This is a genomic window from Nonomuraea sp. NPDC050153 (assembly GCF_044460125.1).
Lineage (GTDB): Bacteria > Actinomycetota > Actinomycetes > Streptosporangiales > Streptosporangiaceae > Nonomuraea.
The window spans coordinates 18,997-37,462 of record NZ_JBITJQ010000028.1 but is presented as its reverse complement, the minus strand read 5'-3'; the positions used below and the strand labels follow the sequence as shown (position 1 = coordinate 37,462).

Sequence of the window (18,466 nt, the reverse complement as noted above, 5' to 3'; positions counted from 1 at the left end):
GGGGATGGATGACGAGGTTGCCTGAGCGGGTCTCCAGGAAATCGATACTCGGCACCACACTGGACGCTCTCACCATGCGCGAGGTGATCGCGCGGTGCGTGGCGGCGGTCTCGGAGAAGAGGAGGCTCACCATCGGCGTGGTGAACGCCGCCAAGGTGGTCAACATGCGGACGGACGCCGCGTTACGGCAGTCCGTGCTCGACAGCGATCTCGTGCTCGCCGACGGGCAGTCCGTGGTCTGGGCCGCGCGGATGCTCGGCCACCGGCTTCCCGAGCGGGTGGCGGGCATCGACCTGTTCACCGAGCTGATGGCCGAGGGAGGCCGGCGCGGCTACCGCGCCTATTTCCTCGGCGCGACCGACGAGGTGCTGGCCCGGGTGCTGGCGGAGGTACGGCTGCGCTACCCCGGGCTGGGCATCGCCGGTTCGCGTAACGGATATTTCCCGATAGAGGACTCCGCCGAGGTCGCGGCCGAGATCGCCGAGTCGCGGGCCGACCTGCTGTTCCTGGGCATCACCTCGCCGAAGAAGGAGATCTTCATCCGCGAGTGGGGCGAGACCACCCGGGCACGCGTCGTCCACGGCGTGGGCGGCTCGTTCGACGTGCTGGCCGGGCACACCCGCAGGGCGCCGCTGCGCTGGCAGCGCCTGGGCCTGGAATGGCTCTACCGCATGCTGCAGGAGCCGTTACGGCTCGGCCCGCGCTACGTGCGGACCAACGGCAGATTCCTGCTCCTGGTGGTCCGGGAGTGGGCCGGTGTCAAACGCAGGATCGAGGAGACGACGTGACGGATCACCGGATCGCTCTGCTGAGCTCCGGACATCAGGACTTCGTGACAGGCATGGTGGACCTGTCCGTGCGCGGGCTGCCGCCGGGCTATGCCGACGGCGAGTTCGTGTTCACCCGCCGCGGCCGCCAGAACGCCGACGGGACGTGGACGGCGGCGCCGGAAGGGCGCAGCGTCCGCTACTCGGCGATCGTCGCGCTCGGCGTGGGGTGCCTGACGGAGGAGCGGCAGCGGGCGGCCCTGGCCGGTGACAGCCTCCTCGACCTGGTGGGCAACCTGGTCAAACGGCTGCCGGAGGTGACGGGGCCCGGCGACGCCGCGCTGATCGCCTGGGCGGCCGCGGAGGCCGGGCACGCCGATCTGGACCTGGCGCTGAGCCGGCTCGCGGAGCTGGACTCGGGCGCCCAGATCTACACCGTCGAAGCGGCGTGGGCGCTGGCCGCCCTGGTCGCGGCCGGCGTGACCGACGGCCGGGCCGAGCGCGCCCGCGAGCGGCTGCTGGGCGGGCTGGCGGGCAACCGGCTCTACCCGCACGCGCTCGGGCAGGGGCCGCTGGTCCCCCGGTACCGCGCCCACGTGGGCTGCTTCGCCGACCAGGTCTACCCGCTGCAGGCGCTGGCCAGGCTGCACGCCGCCACCGGCGACGCCGAGGCGTTGCGCGCGGCCGAACAGGTGGCGGAGGGCATCTGCCACGCGCAGGGCCCGCAGGGGGAGTGGTGGTGGCATTACGACGCCCGCACCGGGTCGGTGGTCGAGGGATATCCGGTCTACAGCGTCCATCAGCTGTCGATGGGGCCGATGGCGCTGCTCGACCTGGCCGACGCGGGGGGCACCGCCTACGTGGCGGAGATCTCCAAGGGGCTCGACTGGATGATCGAGCGGCCCTCCTTCGTGCTCGACGAGCCGGCTCTGACGTGGCGCAAGGAAGCCAGGGCGGATCCGCGCAAGCTGGTGCGCGGGCTGCGGGCGGTGGCTACCGGGGTGCGTCCTGGGCTGCGCCTCGGCGTGCTGGACCGGGTCTATCCGCCGGTCGCCGTCGATCGGGAGTGCCGGCCGTACGAGCTGGGGTGGTTGCTGTACGCGTGGCTGTCCACTTGCGGACAACCCTCGTGACTTCCGCCTGATTCGGTGCGATAGATCGAGTTCAGGGCTCGGGGGAGTATCGGCTCAAGGGGGTTCCCGTGTTGAGGCGGCTTCGCCATGCGCTCCTTTCCATCCTGCTGCTCACCACCGGCCTGGTGCTCGTCGCGCCGCCCGCCGCGCAGGCGCTGCCGGGCAGCTTCCAGAAACAGGTCGTCTTCAGCGGACTGACCAACCCGACCAACGTCGAGTTCGCCTCGGACGGCCGGGTGTTCGTCGCCGAGAAGAGCGGCCTGATCAAGGTCTTCGACTCGATCGCCGACACCACGCCGACGATCTACGCCGACCTGCGCACGCAGGTGCACAACTTCTGGGACCGCGGGCTGCTCGGCATGGCCCTGCACCCGAATTTCCCGGCCGACCCGCGCGTCTACGTCCTGTACGCCTACGACGCGGTGCCCGGCGGCAGCGCGCCTCGGTGGGGGACGGCGGGCGTGAGCGCCGACCCCTGCCCGACGCCGCCCGGCGCCACCGGTGACGGCTGCCTCATCACCGGGCGCTTATCCTCGCTGGCGCCCTCGGGCGGCTCGGTCGCCGAGACCCCGCTGATCACCGACTGGTGCCAGCAGCACCCCAGCCACTCCGTCGGCGACCTCAAGTTCGGCCCCGACGGCATGCTCTACGCCAGCGGCGGCGACGGCGCCAGCTTCAACTTCGCCGACTACGGCCAGGACAACCTGACCAGCTCCGACGTCACCCCCGACAACCCGTGCGGCGACCCGCCGTCGGCGGTCGGCACGGCGCTCGCCCCACCGGCCGCCGAGGGCGGCGCGCTGCGCTCGCAGGACCCGCGCACCGGCGGTGACCCCGCGGCCCTCAACGGCACCATCATCAGGATCAACCCGGACACCGGCGCCGCGGCCCCCGGCAACCCGAACGCCGGCAGCGCCGACCCCAACATGGCCAGGATCGTCGCCTACGGCCAGCGCAACCCGTTCCGCTTCACCGTCCGGCCGGGCACCAGCGAGGTCTGGGCCGGTGAGGTCGGCTGGAACACGTGGGAAGAGATCAACCGGCTCGCCGACCCCACCGGCCCGGTGAAGAACTTCGGCTGGCCCTGCTACGAGGGCGCCGCCAGGCAGGGCGGCTACGACAACCTCAATCTGACCCTCTGCGAGAACCTCTACGCGGACGGCGCCGCCGCGCACGCCCAGCCGTACTTCTCCTGGAACCACGCCACCAAGCCCGCGCCGAACGACCCGTGCCCGTCCGGTGGCTCCTCGTCCAGCGGCGTGGCCTTCTACACCGGCGGCCCCTACCCCGACGCGTACGACGGCGCGATGTTCTTCTCCGACTACAGCCGATCGTGCGTCTGGGTCATGACCAAGGGCGCGAACGGGCTGCCCGACGCGGCGACCATCGCCACGTTCGACTCCGGCATCCCCGCCGTGGAGCTGCAGACCGGCCCCGGCGGAGACCTCTTCGCGGTCGACTTCGCCAACGGGCAGATCATCCGCTACCTCTACGACAACACCCCGCCGGCGGCGGTCATCGGCGCGAGCGCCACGTCGGGCAACGCGCCGCTCGCGGTGAACTTCACCTCCGCCGGATCCGCGGACGCCGACGGCGATCCGCTCACGTTCCGCTGGGACCTGGACGGCGACGGCGACTTCGACGACTCCACCTCGGCCACCCCGTCCTTCACCTACACCCAGCCGGGCTCGTACGTGGTGAGGCTGCGGGCCGACGACGGGCGCGGCGGCCAGGGAGACGCCACCGTCACGATCAACGTGAACAACACGCCGCCGACCGCGACCATCGACTCCCCGTCGTCCTCCCTCACGTGGGCGGTCGGGGACACGATCTCGTTCTCCGGCACCGGCACGGACGCCCAGGACGGCACGATCCCAGGGGCGCGGATGTCCTGGAAACTGATCATGCATCACTGCCCCGGCACCTGCCACGAGCACGAGATCACCACGTTCACCGGCACGAGCGGGTCCTTCGCGCCGCCGGACCACGAATATCCCGCTCACCTGGAGCTCAGGCTGACCGTGACGGACGCGCACGGCCTCACCGACACCAAGAGCGTGACCCTCCAGCCGAAGACGGTGAACCTGACCTTCCAGACCGTGCCCGCCGGGCTGCAACTCGGCTTCAACAGCGAGCAGACCGTCGCCCCCTTCACCCGTACGGTGATCGTGGGCTCCCACAACTCGATCTCCGCGCCCTCGCCGCAGGGCGCCGACGGCTTCAGCCACACGTTCGCCTCCTGGTCCGACGGCGGCGGGGCCGGCCACAACCTGACCGCGCCCGCCACCGCGGCGACGTACACCGCGACCTACCAGCGCTCACAGGTGCCGGACGGGCTGGTGGCCGCCTACGCGATGGACGAGGGCGGTGGCACGGCCGTCGCCGACGCCTCGGGCAAGGGCAACAACGGCACCGGCGCGAACACCACGTGGAGCGTCACCGGCAGGTACGGCCGGGCGCTGTCGTTCAACGGCTCGTCGAGTTGGGTGACGGTGGCCGATTCGGCGTCGTTGCGGTTGACGGGCGGGATGACGGTGGAGGCGTGGGTGCGGCCGGACAGCGTTTCCGGGTGGCGGACGGTGCTGATGAAGGAGTTCGGGGCCGATCTGGCGTACGCGATCATGGGCAGCGGGAGCAGCGGGCCTGGCGCGTTCATCTACACGTCGTCGGGGGCGAATGCGCCGGCGGCGAGTAATTTGCCGTTGAACACCTGGAGTCATGTGGCGGCGACGTATGACGGGTCGACGTTGCGGATGTTCGTGAACGGTACGCAGGTGGCCACGAATCCGACGGGTGGCAACCTGCGTACCGGGACGAGTCCGTTGCGGATCGGTGGCAACAGCGGCTCTGGTGAGTACTTCAGCGGTCTCATCGACGAGGTCCGCGTCTACGACAAGGCACTCACCGCGGCCCAGATCGCCACCGACATGAACACGCCCGTCGGCCAGCAGGGACCGCCCGACACCCAGGCGCCCACCGCGCCGGGCTCGCTGGCGGCGACCGGCGGTTCGGGCAGCGCCCAGCTGACCTGGACGGCCTCGGCCGACAACGTGGGCGTGACCGGCTACACCGTCCACAGGTCGGCCACCGCCGGGTTCACCCCGTCCGGCGCCAACCAGGTGGGTTCGACCGCGAGCACGTCGTTCACCGACTCGGGTGTCGCGGCGGGCACGTACCACTACCGCGTCGTGGCCTTCGACGGGTCCAGCAACACCAGCCCGTCGTCCAACGAGGCGTCGGCCGTGGTGACCCAGCCGCCCACGGTCACCGGCCTGGTGGCCGCCTACGGCATGAACGCGGGCACCGGCACCGCCGTCGCCGACGCCTCCGGCAACGGCAACAACGGCACGGCGACCGCGGCGACCTGGGCGGCCGGCAAGTACGGTCAGGCGCTGTCGTTCAACGGCTCGTCGAGTTGGGTGACGGTGGCCGATTCCGCTTCGTTGCGGTTGACGGGCGGGATGACGGTGGAGGCGTGGGTGCGGCCGGACAGCGTCTCGGGGTGGCGGACGGTGTTGATGAAGGAGTTCGGCAGCGACCTGGCCTACGCGATCATGGGCAGCGGGAGCAGTGGGCCTGGCGCGTTCATCTTCACCTCATCCGGGGCGAATGCGCCGGCGGCGAGTAATTTGCCGTTGAACACCTGGAGTCATGTGGCGGCGACGTATGACGGGTCGACGTTGCGGATGTTCGTGAACGGTACGCAGGTGGCCACGAATCCGACGGGTGGCAACCTGCGTACCGGGACGAGTCCGTTGCGGATCGGTGGCAACAGTGGCTCTGGTGAGTACTTCAGCGGTCTCATCGACGAGGTCCGCGTCTACAACCAGGCACTCACCGCGGCCCAGATCACCACCGACATGAACACGCCGGTCGGTTAGTTCCGGCTGCTCTCGTCACGCAGCCAGGTGGTGTAGTCGCCAGCGCGGATCGCGCGGGCGGCTCTCCGCCTGGCCAGCACGGCCATCATGACGAAGACGACCGCCGCGCCCATCAGGCGCGGCTCTCCGGCCACGATGGCCATCAGATCCCGCAGGCCCGTGCGCTCGCCGGCCGTGGCCGAGGTCTGCTCCAGCTCGCTCACGCTGGTCGTGGCCCGTACCCGGCGGCGCATCAGGTCGGCGACCGTGCGCGGGGTCTGGATCACCGCACGGGCGCCGGCCACGATCACGCGCTCGTCCGGCGAGAACGCCAGCGAGGCGGCCAGATCGTCGGCCATCGCCGGAGGCAGGGCACGGATCCGCGCGTTGCCCTCGTCGTTGACCGCGATGACGCCCCGGCCGAACAGCCCGGCGCGCACGTGCGGCAGCCGCGTCCAGATCGCGTAGTAGGCGCGGACCGGCCACGGGCGATCGGCCAGCGCCAGGTCCCGCTCGGGCGCGGCGGCGAGCGGCCCGTCCGGTGCCGCCAGCACGTTCGCCAGCGCCCGGACCGAGGCGGTGCTCAGCTCGATGTCGGCGTCCACGTACAGCCGGGGATATCCGCGTGCCGCCTCGTCGCCCATCCGCAGCGCCTCGCGCTTGGAGGGGACCGGTGTCGTCAGCACGCGGACGTCGTACGACTGCGCCGCGTCGACCGTGCCGTCGGTGCAGCCGTTGGCCACCACCACGACGTCGAACTCGCCCGGCGCGGCCTCGCGGAGCAGGCCGTCGAGCAGGCGGCCGAGCACCTTGGCCTCGTTGTGGGCCGGTATGACGACGCTCACCACGACGGAAGCAGCCCCGCTTCTCGCGCCTGCTTGAGCGTGGGCGCCGCGGCGTCCTTGGCCGAGAGGATCGGCTCCCCGTCGAGCGGCCATTCGATGCCGAGATCCGGGTCCAGCGGGTGGAGGCCGTGCTCGCGTGCCGGGTCGTGCGTGGTGGAGCAGAGATAGAGGACGGTGGCCGATTCGCTGAGTGCCATGAAGGCGTGCCCCAGGCCCTCGGCGATGTAGACGCCGCTGCGCGACACGTCGTTCAGCCGCACCGCCTCCCACTGGCCGAAGGTGGGCGAGCCCACGCGAATGTCCACGACGACGTCGAGCACCTCCCCCGAGACGCACATGACGTACTTGGCCTGACCTGGGGGGACGTCGGCGAAGTGGACGCCGCGCAGCACGCCGCGCTTGGAGACCGAGCAGTTCACCTGCGCGAGCTCCATCGAGTGTCCCTGCGCCTCCAGGTCGGCGGCGCGGAAACTTTCCAGGAAGTCGCCCCGCGGATCGCTGTGGATGCGGGGGGTGTAGACGAATGCTCCACTGATGCTCAGGTGCTTCATGAAGATACTTGTAACACTCCTTGGGCCCCACCCGAAGTACGGCTGTGGGTTTGCCATAGGGGGTAAATCTTGTCGTTTTCGGGTGGGGCCCATTGTTGAGGACATCGTGCCGGCTGTGTGGCTCGGCCGACCTGGTCGGCGTGGTGGATCTCGGGGCGACTCCGCCCTGTGAGCTGTTCCTCACCGCGGAACAGCTCGACGAGCCCGAGCTCACTTATCCACTTCACCTGCGGGTCTGCACCAGTTGCTGGCTGGCTCAGATACCGCCGTTGATTACGCCTGAAGAAACATTCACTGAATACGCGTACTTCGCCTCATATTCCGCCTCATGGGTGGAACACGCACGGCAGTTCGTCGACTCCGCTGTGGAACGTTTGAAGCCGGCGTTCGTGGTCGAGGTGGCCAGCAACGACGGCTACCTGTTGCAGCACGTGGTCGGGCGCGGCGTCAGGTGCCTGGGCATCGAACCGTCGGCCAACGTGGGGCAGGCGGCCAAGGACAAGGGCGTGCCGACGCTCACCGCGTTCCTGACGCCGGAGACGGGCGCCGCGGTGCGGGCCGAGAACGGGCCGGCCGACCTGGTCGTGGCCAACAACGTCTACGCGCACATCCCCGACGTGATCGGCTTCACCCAGGGGCTGCGCGCCCTGGTGGCCGACGACGGATGGGTGTCGATCGAGGTCCAGCACCTGCTGACGCTCGTGGAGCTGAACCAGTACGACACGATCTACCACGAGCACTTCCAGTACTACACGGTCGCCTCCGCGCAGCGGGCGCTGGCCTCCGGCGGCCTGACGCTGGTGGACGTCGAGCTGCTGCCCACCCACGGGGGCTCCATCCGCCTGTGGGCCCGGCCGTCGGGAAGCCCGTCCGACCGGGTGCTCGACGTGCTCGCGCGGGAGAAGGCCGCCGGGCTGCACGATCTGTCCGGCTACGCCGGCTTCGCCGACCGGGTCGCCCGCGTCCGCCGCGACCTGCTCCGGTTCCTGATCGACGCCGCCGAGGAAGGCAAGACGGTCGCCGGCTACGGCGCGCCGGGAAAGGGCAACACGCTCCTCAACCACTGCGGCATCCGCCAGGACCTGCTGGCCTACACGGTTGACCGCAACCCCTACAAGCACGGCAGGTTCACTCCGGGCACCCGGATCCCGATCGCTCCTCCGGAGCGCATCGCTCAGGATCGCCCGGACTATGTGCTGGTCCTGCCGTGGAACCTGCGCGAAGAGCTCACCGCTCAGCTCTCCTATGTGCACGAATGGGGAGGCCGTCTGGTCTTCCCGATCCCACACCTGGAGGTCGTGTGAAGGTTGTCCTGTTCTGTGGAGGTTTTGGCACGCGCATGCGGACGGGCGTGCCAGGCGAGGTGCCCAAGCCGATGGCGCTCGTCGGCCCGCGCCCGCTGCTCTGGCACGTCATGCGTTACTACGCGCACTTCGGGCACAAGGAGTTCATCCTGTGCCTGGGCTACGGCGCCCACCACATCAAGGACTTCTTCCTCGGCTACCAGGAAGCCACGTCCAACGATTTCGTGTTACGCGGCGGCAAGGTCGAGCTGCTGTCGAGCGACATCTCCGACTGGTCCATCTCGTTCGTGCAGACCGGGACCAACTCCCCGATCGGCGAGCGGCTGCGCCGCGTGCGCCCCCACCTGGGCGGCGACGAGATGTTCCTCGCGAACTACGCGGACGTGCTCACCGACGCGCCCCTGCCCGACATCATCGACCGCTTCGCCGAATCGGGCGCGGCCGCCTCGATGATGGTCGTGCCGCCGTCCCAGACCTTCCACTGCGTGGACGTGGGTGAGAACGGCCTGGTCGGAGGCATCTCACCGGTCAGCGAGATGCCGGTCTGGGTCAACGGCGGCTACTTCGTGCTGACCCAGGAGGTCTTCCAGCACATCCCGGAGAACGGGGACCTGGTCGCCGACGGCTGCGTGGAGCTGGCCAAGCGCGGACGCCTGCTGGCCTACCCGCACCGCGGCTACTGGCGGCCGACCGACACCGTGAACCAGCGGATGGCACTGGACGAGGCCTACTCCCGGGGCGAGCGCCCGTGGGCGCTTTGGGAACGGTCCCAATGATCGGCCTGCGCCCGGGGCGGCTCACGGGCATCGTGGCGCTCGCCGCGCACTGCGACGACCTGGCGATCGGGGCCGGCGGCAGCCTGCTGACGGTCTGCGCCGCCCGCCCCGGCATCCGCGTGGACGCGCTGGTGCTGTCCGGCGGCGGCACCGAGCGCGAGAACGAGGAGCGCGCCGCGCTGGCGGACTTCTGCCCGGGGGCGGACCTCCGGGTCACCGTGCTGAAGCTGCCCGACGGCTACCTGCCGGCCAGGTGGGAGGAGGCCAAGGCCGCGGTGGAGGAGCTGCGCGCCCGTACCGAGCCCGACCTGATCTTCGCGCCCTGGCGGGGCGACGCCCACCAGGACCACCGAGGGCTGGCCGAGCTCGTGCCCACGGCCTTCCGCGACCACCTGGCGCTCGGCTACGAGATCGTCAAATGGGACGGCGACCTCGCCGCGCCCTCCGTCCACCAGCCGCTCACGGAGGAGGTGGCGCAGCTGAAGGTGGACCTGCTCCATCGCCACTACGCCTCCCAGCGGCACCGGCCCTGGTACGACCGCGAGGCGTTCCTGGGCCTGGCCCGCATCCGCGGCATCGAGTGCCACGCGCGCTATGCCGAGGCCTTCCACGTTTCCAAGCTGACCGTCGATCTGGAGAACTGATGCGGGTACTTCTCACCGGCCACCAGGGTTACCTGGGCAGCGTGATGGCTCCCATGCTGGCCGAGGCCGGGCACCAGGTGGTCGGCCTGGACTCCGGGCTGTTCGCCGACTGCCTGCTCGGCCCCGCGCCCGAGGCGATCGGGACGCACGCGGTGGACCTGCGCGACGCGGGCCCCGAACACGTGGCGGGATTCGACGCGGTGATCCACCTGGCCGCGCTGTCCAACGACCCGCTCGGCGCGCTCGCGCCCGACCTGACCTACGACATCAACCATCACGCCTCCGTCCGGCTGGCCAGGCTGGCCAAGGAGGCGGGCGTGCGCCGCTTCCTGTACGCCTCCACCTGCTCGGTCTACGGCGCGTCCGGCGGCGAGGAACTGCTGGGCGAGGACGCGCCGCTGCGCCCGGTGACGCCGTACGCCGAGTCCAAGGTGCGGGTCGAGGACGACCTGATCGTGCTGGCCGACGACGACTTCACGCCGGTGTTCCTGCGCAACGCCACCGCCTTCGGGTTCTCCCCGAGGCTGCGCGCCGACATCGTGCTGAACAACCTGGTGGGCCACGCGCACCTGACCGGCGAGGTCCGGGTGCTGTCCGACGGCACCCCCTGGCGCCCGCTGGTCCACGCGCGGGACATCGCCGAGGCGTTCGCGGCGGCACTCACCGCGCCACGCGAAGCCGTGCACGCGACCGCCTTCAACGTGGGCACCGAGGTCAACAACGTGACCGTCGCCGAGATCGCGGCCGAGGTCGTCGCCGCGGTGCCCGGGTCGACGCTGACCATCACCGGGGAGACCGGGGCCGATCCGCGCTCCTACCGCGTCGACTTCTCCCGGATCAGGGCCGCGCTGGGCTACGAGGCGCGCTGGACGGTCAAGGCCGGCGCGGTGGAGCTGATCGACGCCTACCGCGAGCACGGCCTGACGAAGCAGGACTTCGAACGCCGCTTCACCAGGCTGGCCCGGCTCGCCGACCGGCGCGCGGCCGGCACCGTCGACGACACCCTGCGTCCATGAACGGAGGGGGCATGCACGACCTGGTACGGCGGCTCTACCCGCTGTGCCGGAGCATCACCGGCGACGGGTTGCGGCAGACCCTGGAGATCATCGGCGAGTCGATCCCGCTGGAGATCACCCAGGTGCCGACGGGCACCAAGGTCCTGGACTGGACGATCCCCCGGGAGTGGAACATCCGCGAGGCCTCCATCAAGGACGCCGCGGGAAACAAGGTGGTCGACTTCCGGGACTCCAACCTGCACGTCGTGGGTTACAGCGTGCCGGTCGAGGCCACCATGTCCCTGGAGGAGCTGCGCCCGCACCTGCACACGCTGCCCGACCAGCCGGACCTGGTCCCGTACCGGACCAGCTACTACGCCGAGACCTGGGGCTTCTGCCTGAGCCAGAACACCCTGGACGCGATGGCGGACGGCCCGTACGAGGTCAGGATCGACTCCACGCTGGCCGACGGGCACCTGACCTACGGCGAGCACGTGATCCGCGGCAGCAGCTCCCAGGAGGTGCTGATCTCCTGCCACATCTGCCATCCCTCGCTGGCCAACGACAACCTGGCCGGCGTGGCGGTGGCCGTCGCCCTGGCGCAGCGGCTGACCGATCCCTGGTACACCTACCGGTTCATCTTCGCGCCCGGCACCATCGGCGCGATCACCTGGCTGGCCCTGAACCGGGAGCGCACCGACCGGATCAAGCACGGCGTGACCCTGGCCTGCGCGGGAGACAGCGGCGCGATCACCTACAAGCGCAGCAGGCGCGGCGACGCCGAGATCGACCGGGTCTTCGCGCACGTGCTGAAGGACCGGCCGCACACCGTCCTGGACTTCTCCCCCTACGGCTACGACGAGCGGCAGTACTGCTCGCCGGGCTTCAACCTGGCCGTCGGCTCGCTGACCAGGACGCCCTACGGAGGCTATCCGGAGTATCACACCTCGGCCGACAATCCCGACTTCGTGCGTCCCGAGGCCATGGAGGACACCCTGGAGACGCTGTGGACGGCCGTGCGGGTCCTGGAGGACAACCGCCGTTACCAGAACCTCAGCCCGTACGGCGAGCCCCAGCTGGGGACCCGCGGACTGTACGGGTCACTCGGCGGGCGCAGTGACACGAAGCAGGCGCAGATGGCGATGTTGTGGGTGTTGAGCTTTTCCGACGGGCTGAACAGCCTCCTCGACATCGCGGAACGGTCGAACCTGCCGTTCCAGGCAATAGCGGACGCGGCACACGCCCTGCAGAACGCGGGCCTGGTGAAGGAGTGGATGGGTTGAACCTGGCGCTGAAAGTCGGCGACGTGGTCGAGGTCCTCAGCGCGGAGGAGATCCTCGCCACGCTCGATGAGAAGGGGGAGTTGAGCAGCCTCCCCTTCATGCCCGAGATGCTGCGCTTCTGCGGGCAGCGGCTCACCGTGCACAAAGTGGCCAACAAACTCTGCGACACGATGACCAGGACCGGGATGCGGCGCATGGAGGCCGCCGTCCATCTGACGGGCTCCCGCTGCGACGGCTCGGCCCACGGCGGCTGCCAGACCGCCTGCCTGCTCTACTGGAAGACCGCCTGGCTCAAGCGGGTGGACGGGCCGCCCAACCCGGAGCCGGCCGTCCGTCCCGAGCGGCCGCTGCTGCCGATCCTGGAGGTCAACACCCACAGGGAGCCGGGGCCCGAGGGCGAGGAGCGCTTCCGCTGCCAGGCCACGGAGCTGCTGCGCGCCGCCCCTGAACAGCTCCCGCTCCGTGACATGAGGCAGTACGTCACCGACATCCGGGTGGGCAACGCCGGGGTCGGATCGAGCCTGCGCACGCTCTTCTTCGGGCTGTTCAACCGCTACCAGCGCCTGTCCAGGAAGTTCCCGAAGTGGCTGCGCGTCAAGGGCGGCCTGGCGTGGGGCTTCGTACGGCCGGGCCCGCACGACGGCCGCACGCCGACGGGCACGACCGACCTCGAGCCGGGCGAGCTGGTGCGGATCAAGTCCAGGGACGAGATCGTCGCCACGCTGAACACCAAGGGGTTCAACCGCGGCCTGGGCTTCGAGGAGGACATGGCGCGTTCGTGCGGGCGCGTCGCCCGCGTGAGCGCCCGGGTCGAGCGCTGCATCGACGAGAAGACCGGCGAGATGCTGGAGATGAAGAACCCGTGCATCGCGCTTGAGGGGATCGTCTGCGACGGCGTCTACAAGTCCAACTGCCCCCGCGCGTTCGTCCCGTTCTGGCGGGAGATCTGGCTGGAGCGGGTCAACGAGCCTAGCTAGGAAGACAGGCATGGCAGAGCAAACGAGCCCGGACATCAGCGACATCGGGCGCAAAGCGGGCCGAGGGGCCGTGTGGAGCTTTCTCGGCACACTGGTCACCCGCGCGGGCTCGTTCATTCTCGGCCTGATTCTGGCCAGACTCCTCGCGCCGGCGGACTTCGGCATCTACGCGGTCGCGCTCGCGGCCACCCAGTTCGTCATGGTCGTCAAGGACGTCGGCGTCATGTCGGCCGTCGTGCAGTGGCGCGGGAAGCTGGAGGACATCGCCCCGACGGCCACGACCCTGACCATGATCTCCGCGCTGTGCCTGTACGGGATCTTCTGGGTCGGCGCGCCGTACTTCTCGATGCTGGCCGGCAGCGAGGAGGCCACGTCCGTGGTGCGGATCCTCACCGCGGTCATCCTCGTCGAGGCGGTCACCGCGGTGCGCAGCGCGGCCCTGCTGCGCTGGTTCCGCACCGGCAAGAACACCAAGGCCGTCCTGGCGGGCTTCCTGGTCAACGCGCCGGTGGCCGTCGTCCTGGCGATCAACGGGGCGGGGGCCTACAGCTTCGCCTGGGGGCAGTTCGCGGGGGCCGTGGTCACCGGCGTCTTCATGCTGCTCTACGCGCGGCTGCCCTTCCGGTTCGGGTTCGACCGGCAGATCGCGGCCAAGCTGCTGCGTTTCGGCATCCCCTCGGCGGCGGGGATCGCGCTGGAGGTCACGCTGCTCAACGTGGGCTACATCATCGTCGGCCACATCATGGGCAAGGACTGGCTGGGCTTCTACCTGATGGCGTTCAACGTGTCGAGCTGGGTGCCCGGCATGATCGGCAGCGCCATCCGCATGGTGTCGATCGCCGGCTTCTCCCGGCTGGCCGAGCGGAACGAGGAGTCGCTGTCGCTCGGCGTGCAGAAGACCGTGCCGCTGCTCATCGCCACGGTGCTGCCGCTGGCCGTCTTCATGGCGGTGCTGGCGCACCCGCTGATCATCTTCATCTACGGCGCGAAGTGGGAGCTGGCCGCCGGCGTGCTGCGGTTCCTGGCGGTCCTGATGGTGGTGCGCATGCTCACCTCCTTCGCCCTCGACATCCTGAACGGCCAGGGCGCCACCCGCTCAACGGTCTGGATGAACCTCGGGCACGCGGCGGCGATGATCCCGGCGGTCATCGTCGGCACGAACCTCGACGGCATCCGCGGCGCCGCGATCGGGCAGGCGGCCGCGGCCCTGCTGGTCGCCCTGCCGCTCGCCGTGCTCGCCGTGCGGCGGGCGGGGGTACGGCTCGCTCCGGCCCTGCCGGGCCTCGTCCGACCGGCGGCCGGGGCGCTGATCTGCGCGGCCGTCATGCTGGGCCTCGCGCTGCTGACCCGGGGGAGCCCCCTGATCCAGCTCGTCGTGGCGGGCGGCGGCGGCCTGCTGGCCTACGTGCTGGTCGTGGTGACCCGCGACCAGTTCCACATTGTGAGCGATCGCCTGGTGCGGCTGCTTCCCGCCCGCGCGCGATGACCTCAAGGAGAAGCGATGCTGGTGTCCATCGGAATCCCGGTCCGCAACGGTGCGGACCGCCTGGAGGCGGCCGTGCGATCGGCCCTCGCCCAGGATCACGCCGAGATCGAGGTGGTGATCTCGGACAACGCCTCCACCGACGGCACGGAGGAGCTCTGCCGCGAGCTGGCCAGGCAGGACAGCCGGATCTCCTACTACCGGCAGCCGCGTGACCTGCACGTGATCGGCAACTTCGTGGAGGTGCTCCGGCGGGCGCGGGGTGAGTTCTTCCGCTGGATGGGCGACGACGACCTGCTCGAACCGGATTACGTCTCCCGGATGCTGGAGCCGTTCCTGGCCGACGAGCGGCTCATCCTGGTCACCTCGGACATCAGCTACACCGGGGCGGACGGGACGGTCCACCAACCCCGCTACCGCGGCACCCGGATGCTCTCCGACGATCCCATCGACCGCCTGGACGAGCTGTGGGACGTGGTCACCACCCAGCACCACGGACTGGACCCCCTCTACGGGCTGATGCGGCGGGAGCGGGTGGCCGCCGTGCCCCGGCCGCTGATGATCCGTGAGGACGAGGTCTACGCCACCATGCTCGCGCTGACCGCGCCCTGGGGTCACGTGCCGGCGGCCCTCGCCCACCGCAACCTGCGCGAGCGGCGCCTGTCCGGGATCGCCTCGGCGCTCGGGGTTCCGGCCTGGACCGCGCATTTCGCCACCACGCTGCAGTTCCGGGCGATGTACCGGGCCGTGCGGCTCATGGAGCTCTCCTCGGAGCAACGTAACCGTGCCCATGCCGTGCTGCTGCGTACGTACTGGCGCCGGCAGCAGCAGATGGTGACGCACCGCAGCCGCAAACTCGCCGGGTTGGCCGCCCGACTCGTCTCCTCGAAAGGGTGATCTCCTCTTGTTGATTCGCATCGTGCGCCTGCTCATGCAGCCGGGCCGGCTCCTGCTGGCCGTCCTGCGGCGCCTGCCGTTCGGCTCGTACGAGCTGCGCTGCGCGCTCGACCTCCACCCGAGGCCGCACTACGCCTACGGCGTGCAGCAGGCGGCGGAGCTGGCCAGACGCCTCGGCGTCGGCCGGATCAGCGTGATCGAGTTCGGCGTCGCGGGCGGCGCGGGCATGGTGGAGCTCAACCGCATGGCGGCGCTGGCGACGGCCGCGTCGGGGGTGAAGATCGACGTCTACGGCTTCGACACCGGCGCCGGGCTGCCCAAGCCCACCGACTTCCGGGACCTGCCCTACATCTGGCGCGAGGGCGACTTCGTCATGGACGTCGACGCCCTCCGGGCACGGCTGGGAACGGCCTCGCTGATCCTGGGCAACATCGAGGACACGGTCGGCGAGTTCCTCGACGGCGAGCGTCCGGCGCCGATCGGGTTCGTCTCCATCGACGTGGACTTCTACTCCTCGACCGCGGCGGCGCTCCGGCTGTTCAAGGGCGACCACAAATATTTCCTGCCGCGCGTGTTCTGCTATCTCGACGACACCGTCGGTGACGACGACCAGATCATCCACAACGACTATGTCGGCGAGCTCAGCGCGATCCGGGAGTTCAACGAGGACAACGAGCTGATGAAGCTGGCGCCGATCAACGGCCTGCGGCACAAGCGCGCTGTTCCCGCACCCTGGAACGACAACATCCAGGCGCTGCACCGCTTCGACCACCCGGACTATTCGGTCTATGTGGGCAGGCCGGACACGCAGACACAGCTGCCTCTGTAACCCCTCTAACCCCCTGTAACGAAGAAGCGGGCAAAGGCGAGAGAAGGGAAAAGAACCACGCGAGGGGGAAAATCTCGCTATGTCCGTTTTATTGGCAAATAGCCGAATTGGCGATGACGCTCGGCGTAAAATGCTCTTCCAGGGAGACCTCTTCCTCTACTCCGCGACGCCCGCCTCGATCAAGCTGATCGAGTTCGCCCGCGAGTTGATCGAGGAGGCGTTCGAGGGCCGCGACCCCCAGACCGCCCAGTACGAGATGCCGGTAGAGGAGTTCGCGGCGCTGCTCGCGGTCCTCAAGCCGCGCTTCATCCATCACCCCACCAGCAAGAGGCTCCTCGTCACCCTGCTGGACGAGCTGGGCATGGCGCTGGACAAGACCTACTTCGACGTGCCGAGACTGCGCACCTCCACCGCCGACCACTACCTCGACTCCGGCATCTCCTACGCCTACCACGCCCATCGCGACTGCTGGTACGCCGCGCCGTTCTGCCAGGTCAACTGGTGGATCCCGATCTACGACGTGGTCCCGGAGAACGTCTTCGCCCTGCACCCGCAGTACTTCGACCGCCCCGTACGCAACGGCAGCGGCCGCTACGACTACGCGGAATGGACCGCGGTGAGCCGGCCCACGGCCGCCCAGCACATCCACAGCGACACCCGCGAGCAGCCCAAGCCGGAGGAGGCGCTCGACCTCGAAACCGAGCTCCGGCTGGTGCCGGAGCCGGGCGGCATGCTCCTGTTCTCGGGGGCGCACCTGCACTCCACCGTCACCAACACCTCCGGCAGGACCCGCTTCAGCATCGACTTCCGCACCGTCCACATCGACGACGTCCGCTCCCGCGCGGCGGCGCCCAACGTGGACGCCACCTGCCGCGGCACCACCCTGCGGGACTTCTACCGGGCCGACGACTTCACGCGCATCCCGGAGGAGCTCGCGGCGGAATACGAGGCCGAGGCGCTGGCCAAGGTCACCTGACGAACCGCGCGCGTACGGCGTCGCGCAGCCCCTTCCAGCTCCGGTGCCGCTGGAAGGGCAACTCGAAGACCGAGGCGAACAACCACGCCGCCCCCACGCTCACCGGCACCGCCAGGGCGAGCGTGAGGAGGAAGGCCGGCAGGCCGGGCGGCACGTGCGGGGCGACGACGAGCCGGTTCACCATGACGACGAGCGGTGAGTGGATCAGGTAGAGGCTGTAGGAGAAGGAGCCCAGCCGCCGGAGCGGACGCGTGTCGAGCAGCCGTACGAGCCAGACCGGACGGCCTGTCGCCACACCCGTCAGCAGCAACCCGGCGGCCGGGCCGACCGCCAGGTCCACCCAGAAGAAGTTCGCGACCACCCAGACCGGTCCGGCGACCACGATGAGCAGGAGCGCGGGGAGTGCGGCGGCCGTCGCGAACCAGTGCCAGGGTAGGCGCTCCGTACGTTCCCGCGCGCGCACGACGCCGGCGCAGACCGCGCCCATGGCGAAGAGCGCGGCGAACTGCGGGGTCAGCCGCATCAGCAGGTCCACGGCCGGCACGGAAGGCGCCAGCGCCCCCACCACCACCACGATCGCGGTCACCGCGCCGAGCATCACCGCCGCGCCCATCTTCCGCAGGACCAGCAGCATCAGCGGGAACACCAGGTAGAGCTGCGCCTCGACGGCGATCGACCACAGGGCCCCGTTGGGGCTGGGGGAGCCGAAGACGTCCTGCAGAAGGAGCCCGTAGATGAGGGCCGACTGCCCGGTGGGCGTCTGCTGGCCGGGCTGCGGGATGACCGTCCACGCGATCACCAGGCTGAACGCCAGCGCCGCCCAGTAGGGCGGCAGGATGCGCCAGGCGCGGCGGTTGAGGAACGTGGGGATGCCGCCCAACCGCCAGCCGGTCCGGGCGGGCGAGATCGCCAGCGAGAAGCCCGACAGGACGATGAACACCACGACCGCGAAATGGCCGTAGAGCAGCCATCCCGTCCACCAGGGCGCGTCGTTGACCGGGAAGCCGGGGAAGGACAGGAGCCAGCAATGGTGCAGGACGACGAACAACGCGGCCAGGCCCCGTAAGCCGTCGAGTCCGGCCAGCCTGCCCCGCGTCGCCGGACGCTCTACTGTCAGCCCCACCGAAGCCCCCGTCGCCGTAGTCG

16 protein-coding genes are annotated in these 18,466 nt (G+C 70.0%); 13 read left to right on the top strand and 3 right to left on the bottom strand.

Features of this window, described 5'->3' with window-relative positions:
* The first annotated feature begins 8 nt into the window (after positions 1–8).
* From ACIBQ1_RS44640 to ACIBQ1_RS44630, 3 genes are all read left to right on the top strand, one after another.
* Entirely contained in the window at positions 9–788 is a 780-nt protein-coding gene (locus ACIBQ1_RS44640) for a WecB/TagA/CpsF family glycosyltransferase (RefSeq protein WP_397287015.1), read from the top strand.
* Positions 785–1,900 (top strand): hypothetical protein, encoded by a 1,116-nt coding sequence (locus ACIBQ1_RS44635; RefSeq protein WP_397287013.1) that lies wholly within the window; start codon positions 785–787, stop codon positions 1,898–1,900. Before ACIBQ1_RS44640 ends, ACIBQ1_RS44635 begins: the two co-directional genes overlap by 4 nt.
* 68 nt (positions 1,901–1,968) lie before the next feature.
* On the top strand, positions 1,969–5,781 hold the full coding sequence (locus ACIBQ1_RS44630) for a LamG-like jellyroll fold domain-containing protein (protein WP_397287011.1): 3,813 nt from the start codon (positions 1,969–1,971) through the stop codon (positions 5,779–5,781).
* Here ACIBQ1_RS44630 and ACIBQ1_RS44625 read toward each other — a convergent pair.
* Positions 5,778–6,608 carry a glycosyltransferase gene (locus ACIBQ1_RS44625; protein WP_397287009.1) on the bottom strand — a complete coding sequence of 277 codons (831 nt, stop codon included), beginning with the start codon at positions 6,606–6,608 and terminating at the stop codon, positions 5,778–5,780. The two genes, ACIBQ1_RS44630 and ACIBQ1_RS44625, sit on opposite strands and share 4 nt — an antisense overlap.
* Positions 6,602–7,156 carry a dTDP-4-dehydrorhamnose 3,5-epimerase gene (gene rfbC / locus ACIBQ1_RS44620; RefSeq protein ID WP_397287007.1) on the bottom strand — a complete coding sequence of 185 codons (555 nt, stop codon included), beginning with the start codon at positions 7,154–7,156 and terminating at the stop codon, positions 6,602–6,604. Before rfbC ends, ACIBQ1_RS44625 begins: the two co-directional genes overlap by 7 nt.
* A gap of 92 nt (positions 7,157–7,248) precedes the next feature.
* On the opposite strand from rfbC, the gene ACIBQ1_RS44615 reads away from it, so the two are divergent.
* The 10 genes from ACIBQ1_RS44615 (at position 7,249) to ACIBQ1_RS44570 (ending at position 17,320) form a co-directional block, all read left to right on the top strand.
* Positions 7,249–8,460 (top strand): class I SAM-dependent methyltransferase, encoded by a 1,212-nt coding sequence (locus ACIBQ1_RS44615; protein ID WP_397287005.1) that lies wholly within the window; start codon positions 7,249–7,251, stop codon positions 8,458–8,460.
* A 35-nt stretch (positions 8,461–8,495) separates the two neighbouring features.
* Positions 8,496–9,236: a glucose-1-phosphate cytidylyltransferase gene (locus tag ACIBQ1_RS44610; RefSeq protein WP_397287004.1), complete on the top strand. Its 741-nt coding sequence runs from the start codon at positions 8,496–8,498 to the stop codon at positions 9,234–9,236.
* Complete coding sequence (locus tag ACIBQ1_RS44605) at positions 9,233–9,880, top strand: PIG-L deacetylase family protein (RefSeq protein WP_397287002.1); 648 nt, start codon at positions 9,233–9,235, stop codon at positions 9,878–9,880. The genes ACIBQ1_RS44610 and ACIBQ1_RS44605 overlap by 4 nt, the downstream gene beginning before the upstream one ends.
* Positions 9,880–10,896 carry an NAD-dependent epimerase/dehydratase family protein gene (locus tag ACIBQ1_RS44600; protein WP_397287000.1) on the top strand — a complete coding sequence of 339 codons (1,017 nt, stop codon included), beginning with the start codon at positions 9,880–9,882 and terminating at the stop codon, positions 10,894–10,896. Before ACIBQ1_RS44605 ends, ACIBQ1_RS44600 begins: the two co-directional genes overlap by 1 nt.
* A complete protein-coding gene (locus ACIBQ1_RS44595; protein WP_397286998.1) occupies positions 10,893–12,158 on the top strand; it encodes a DUF4910 domain-containing protein in 1,266 nt (421 codons plus the stop codon). The genes ACIBQ1_RS44600 and ACIBQ1_RS44595 overlap by 4 nt, the downstream gene beginning before the upstream one ends.
* On the top strand, positions 12,146–13,135 hold the full coding sequence (locus ACIBQ1_RS44590) for a hypothetical protein (protein WP_397286997.1): 990 nt from the start codon (positions 12,146–12,148) through the stop codon (positions 13,133–13,135). The genes ACIBQ1_RS44595 and ACIBQ1_RS44590 overlap by 13 nt, the downstream gene beginning before the upstream one ends.
* 10 nt (positions 13,136–13,145) lie before the next feature.
* Positions 13,146–14,621 carry an oligosaccharide flippase family protein gene (locus ACIBQ1_RS44585; RefSeq protein WP_397286995.1) on the top strand — a complete coding sequence of 492 codons (1,476 nt, stop codon included), beginning with the start codon at positions 13,146–13,148 and terminating at the stop codon, positions 14,619–14,621.
* A 15-nt stretch (positions 14,622–14,636) separates the two neighbouring features.
* Positions 14,637–15,515 (top strand): glycosyltransferase family 2 protein, encoded by an 879-nt coding sequence (locus tag ACIBQ1_RS44580; protein ID WP_397286993.1) that lies wholly within the window; start codon positions 14,637–14,639, stop codon positions 15,513–15,515.
* A 7-nt stretch (positions 15,516–15,522) separates the two neighbouring features.
* Positions 15,523–16,344: a hypothetical protein gene (locus ACIBQ1_RS44575; RefSeq protein WP_397286991.1), complete on the top strand. Its 822-nt coding sequence runs from the start codon at positions 15,523–15,525 to the stop codon at positions 16,342–16,344.
* 130 nt (positions 16,345–16,474) lie between these two features.
* Entirely contained in the window at positions 16,475–17,320 is an 846-nt protein-coding gene (locus ACIBQ1_RS44570; protein ID WP_397286989.1) for a hypothetical protein, read from the top strand.
* Here ACIBQ1_RS44570 and ACIBQ1_RS44565 read toward each other — a convergent pair.
* A complete protein-coding gene (locus tag ACIBQ1_RS44565) occupies positions 17,313–18,443 on the bottom strand; it encodes an acyltransferase family protein (protein WP_397286987.1) in 1,131 nt (376 codons plus the stop codon). The genes ACIBQ1_RS44570 and ACIBQ1_RS44565 overlap by 8 nt on opposite strands.
* Between the last annotated feature and the right edge of the window lie 23 nt (positions 18,444–18,466).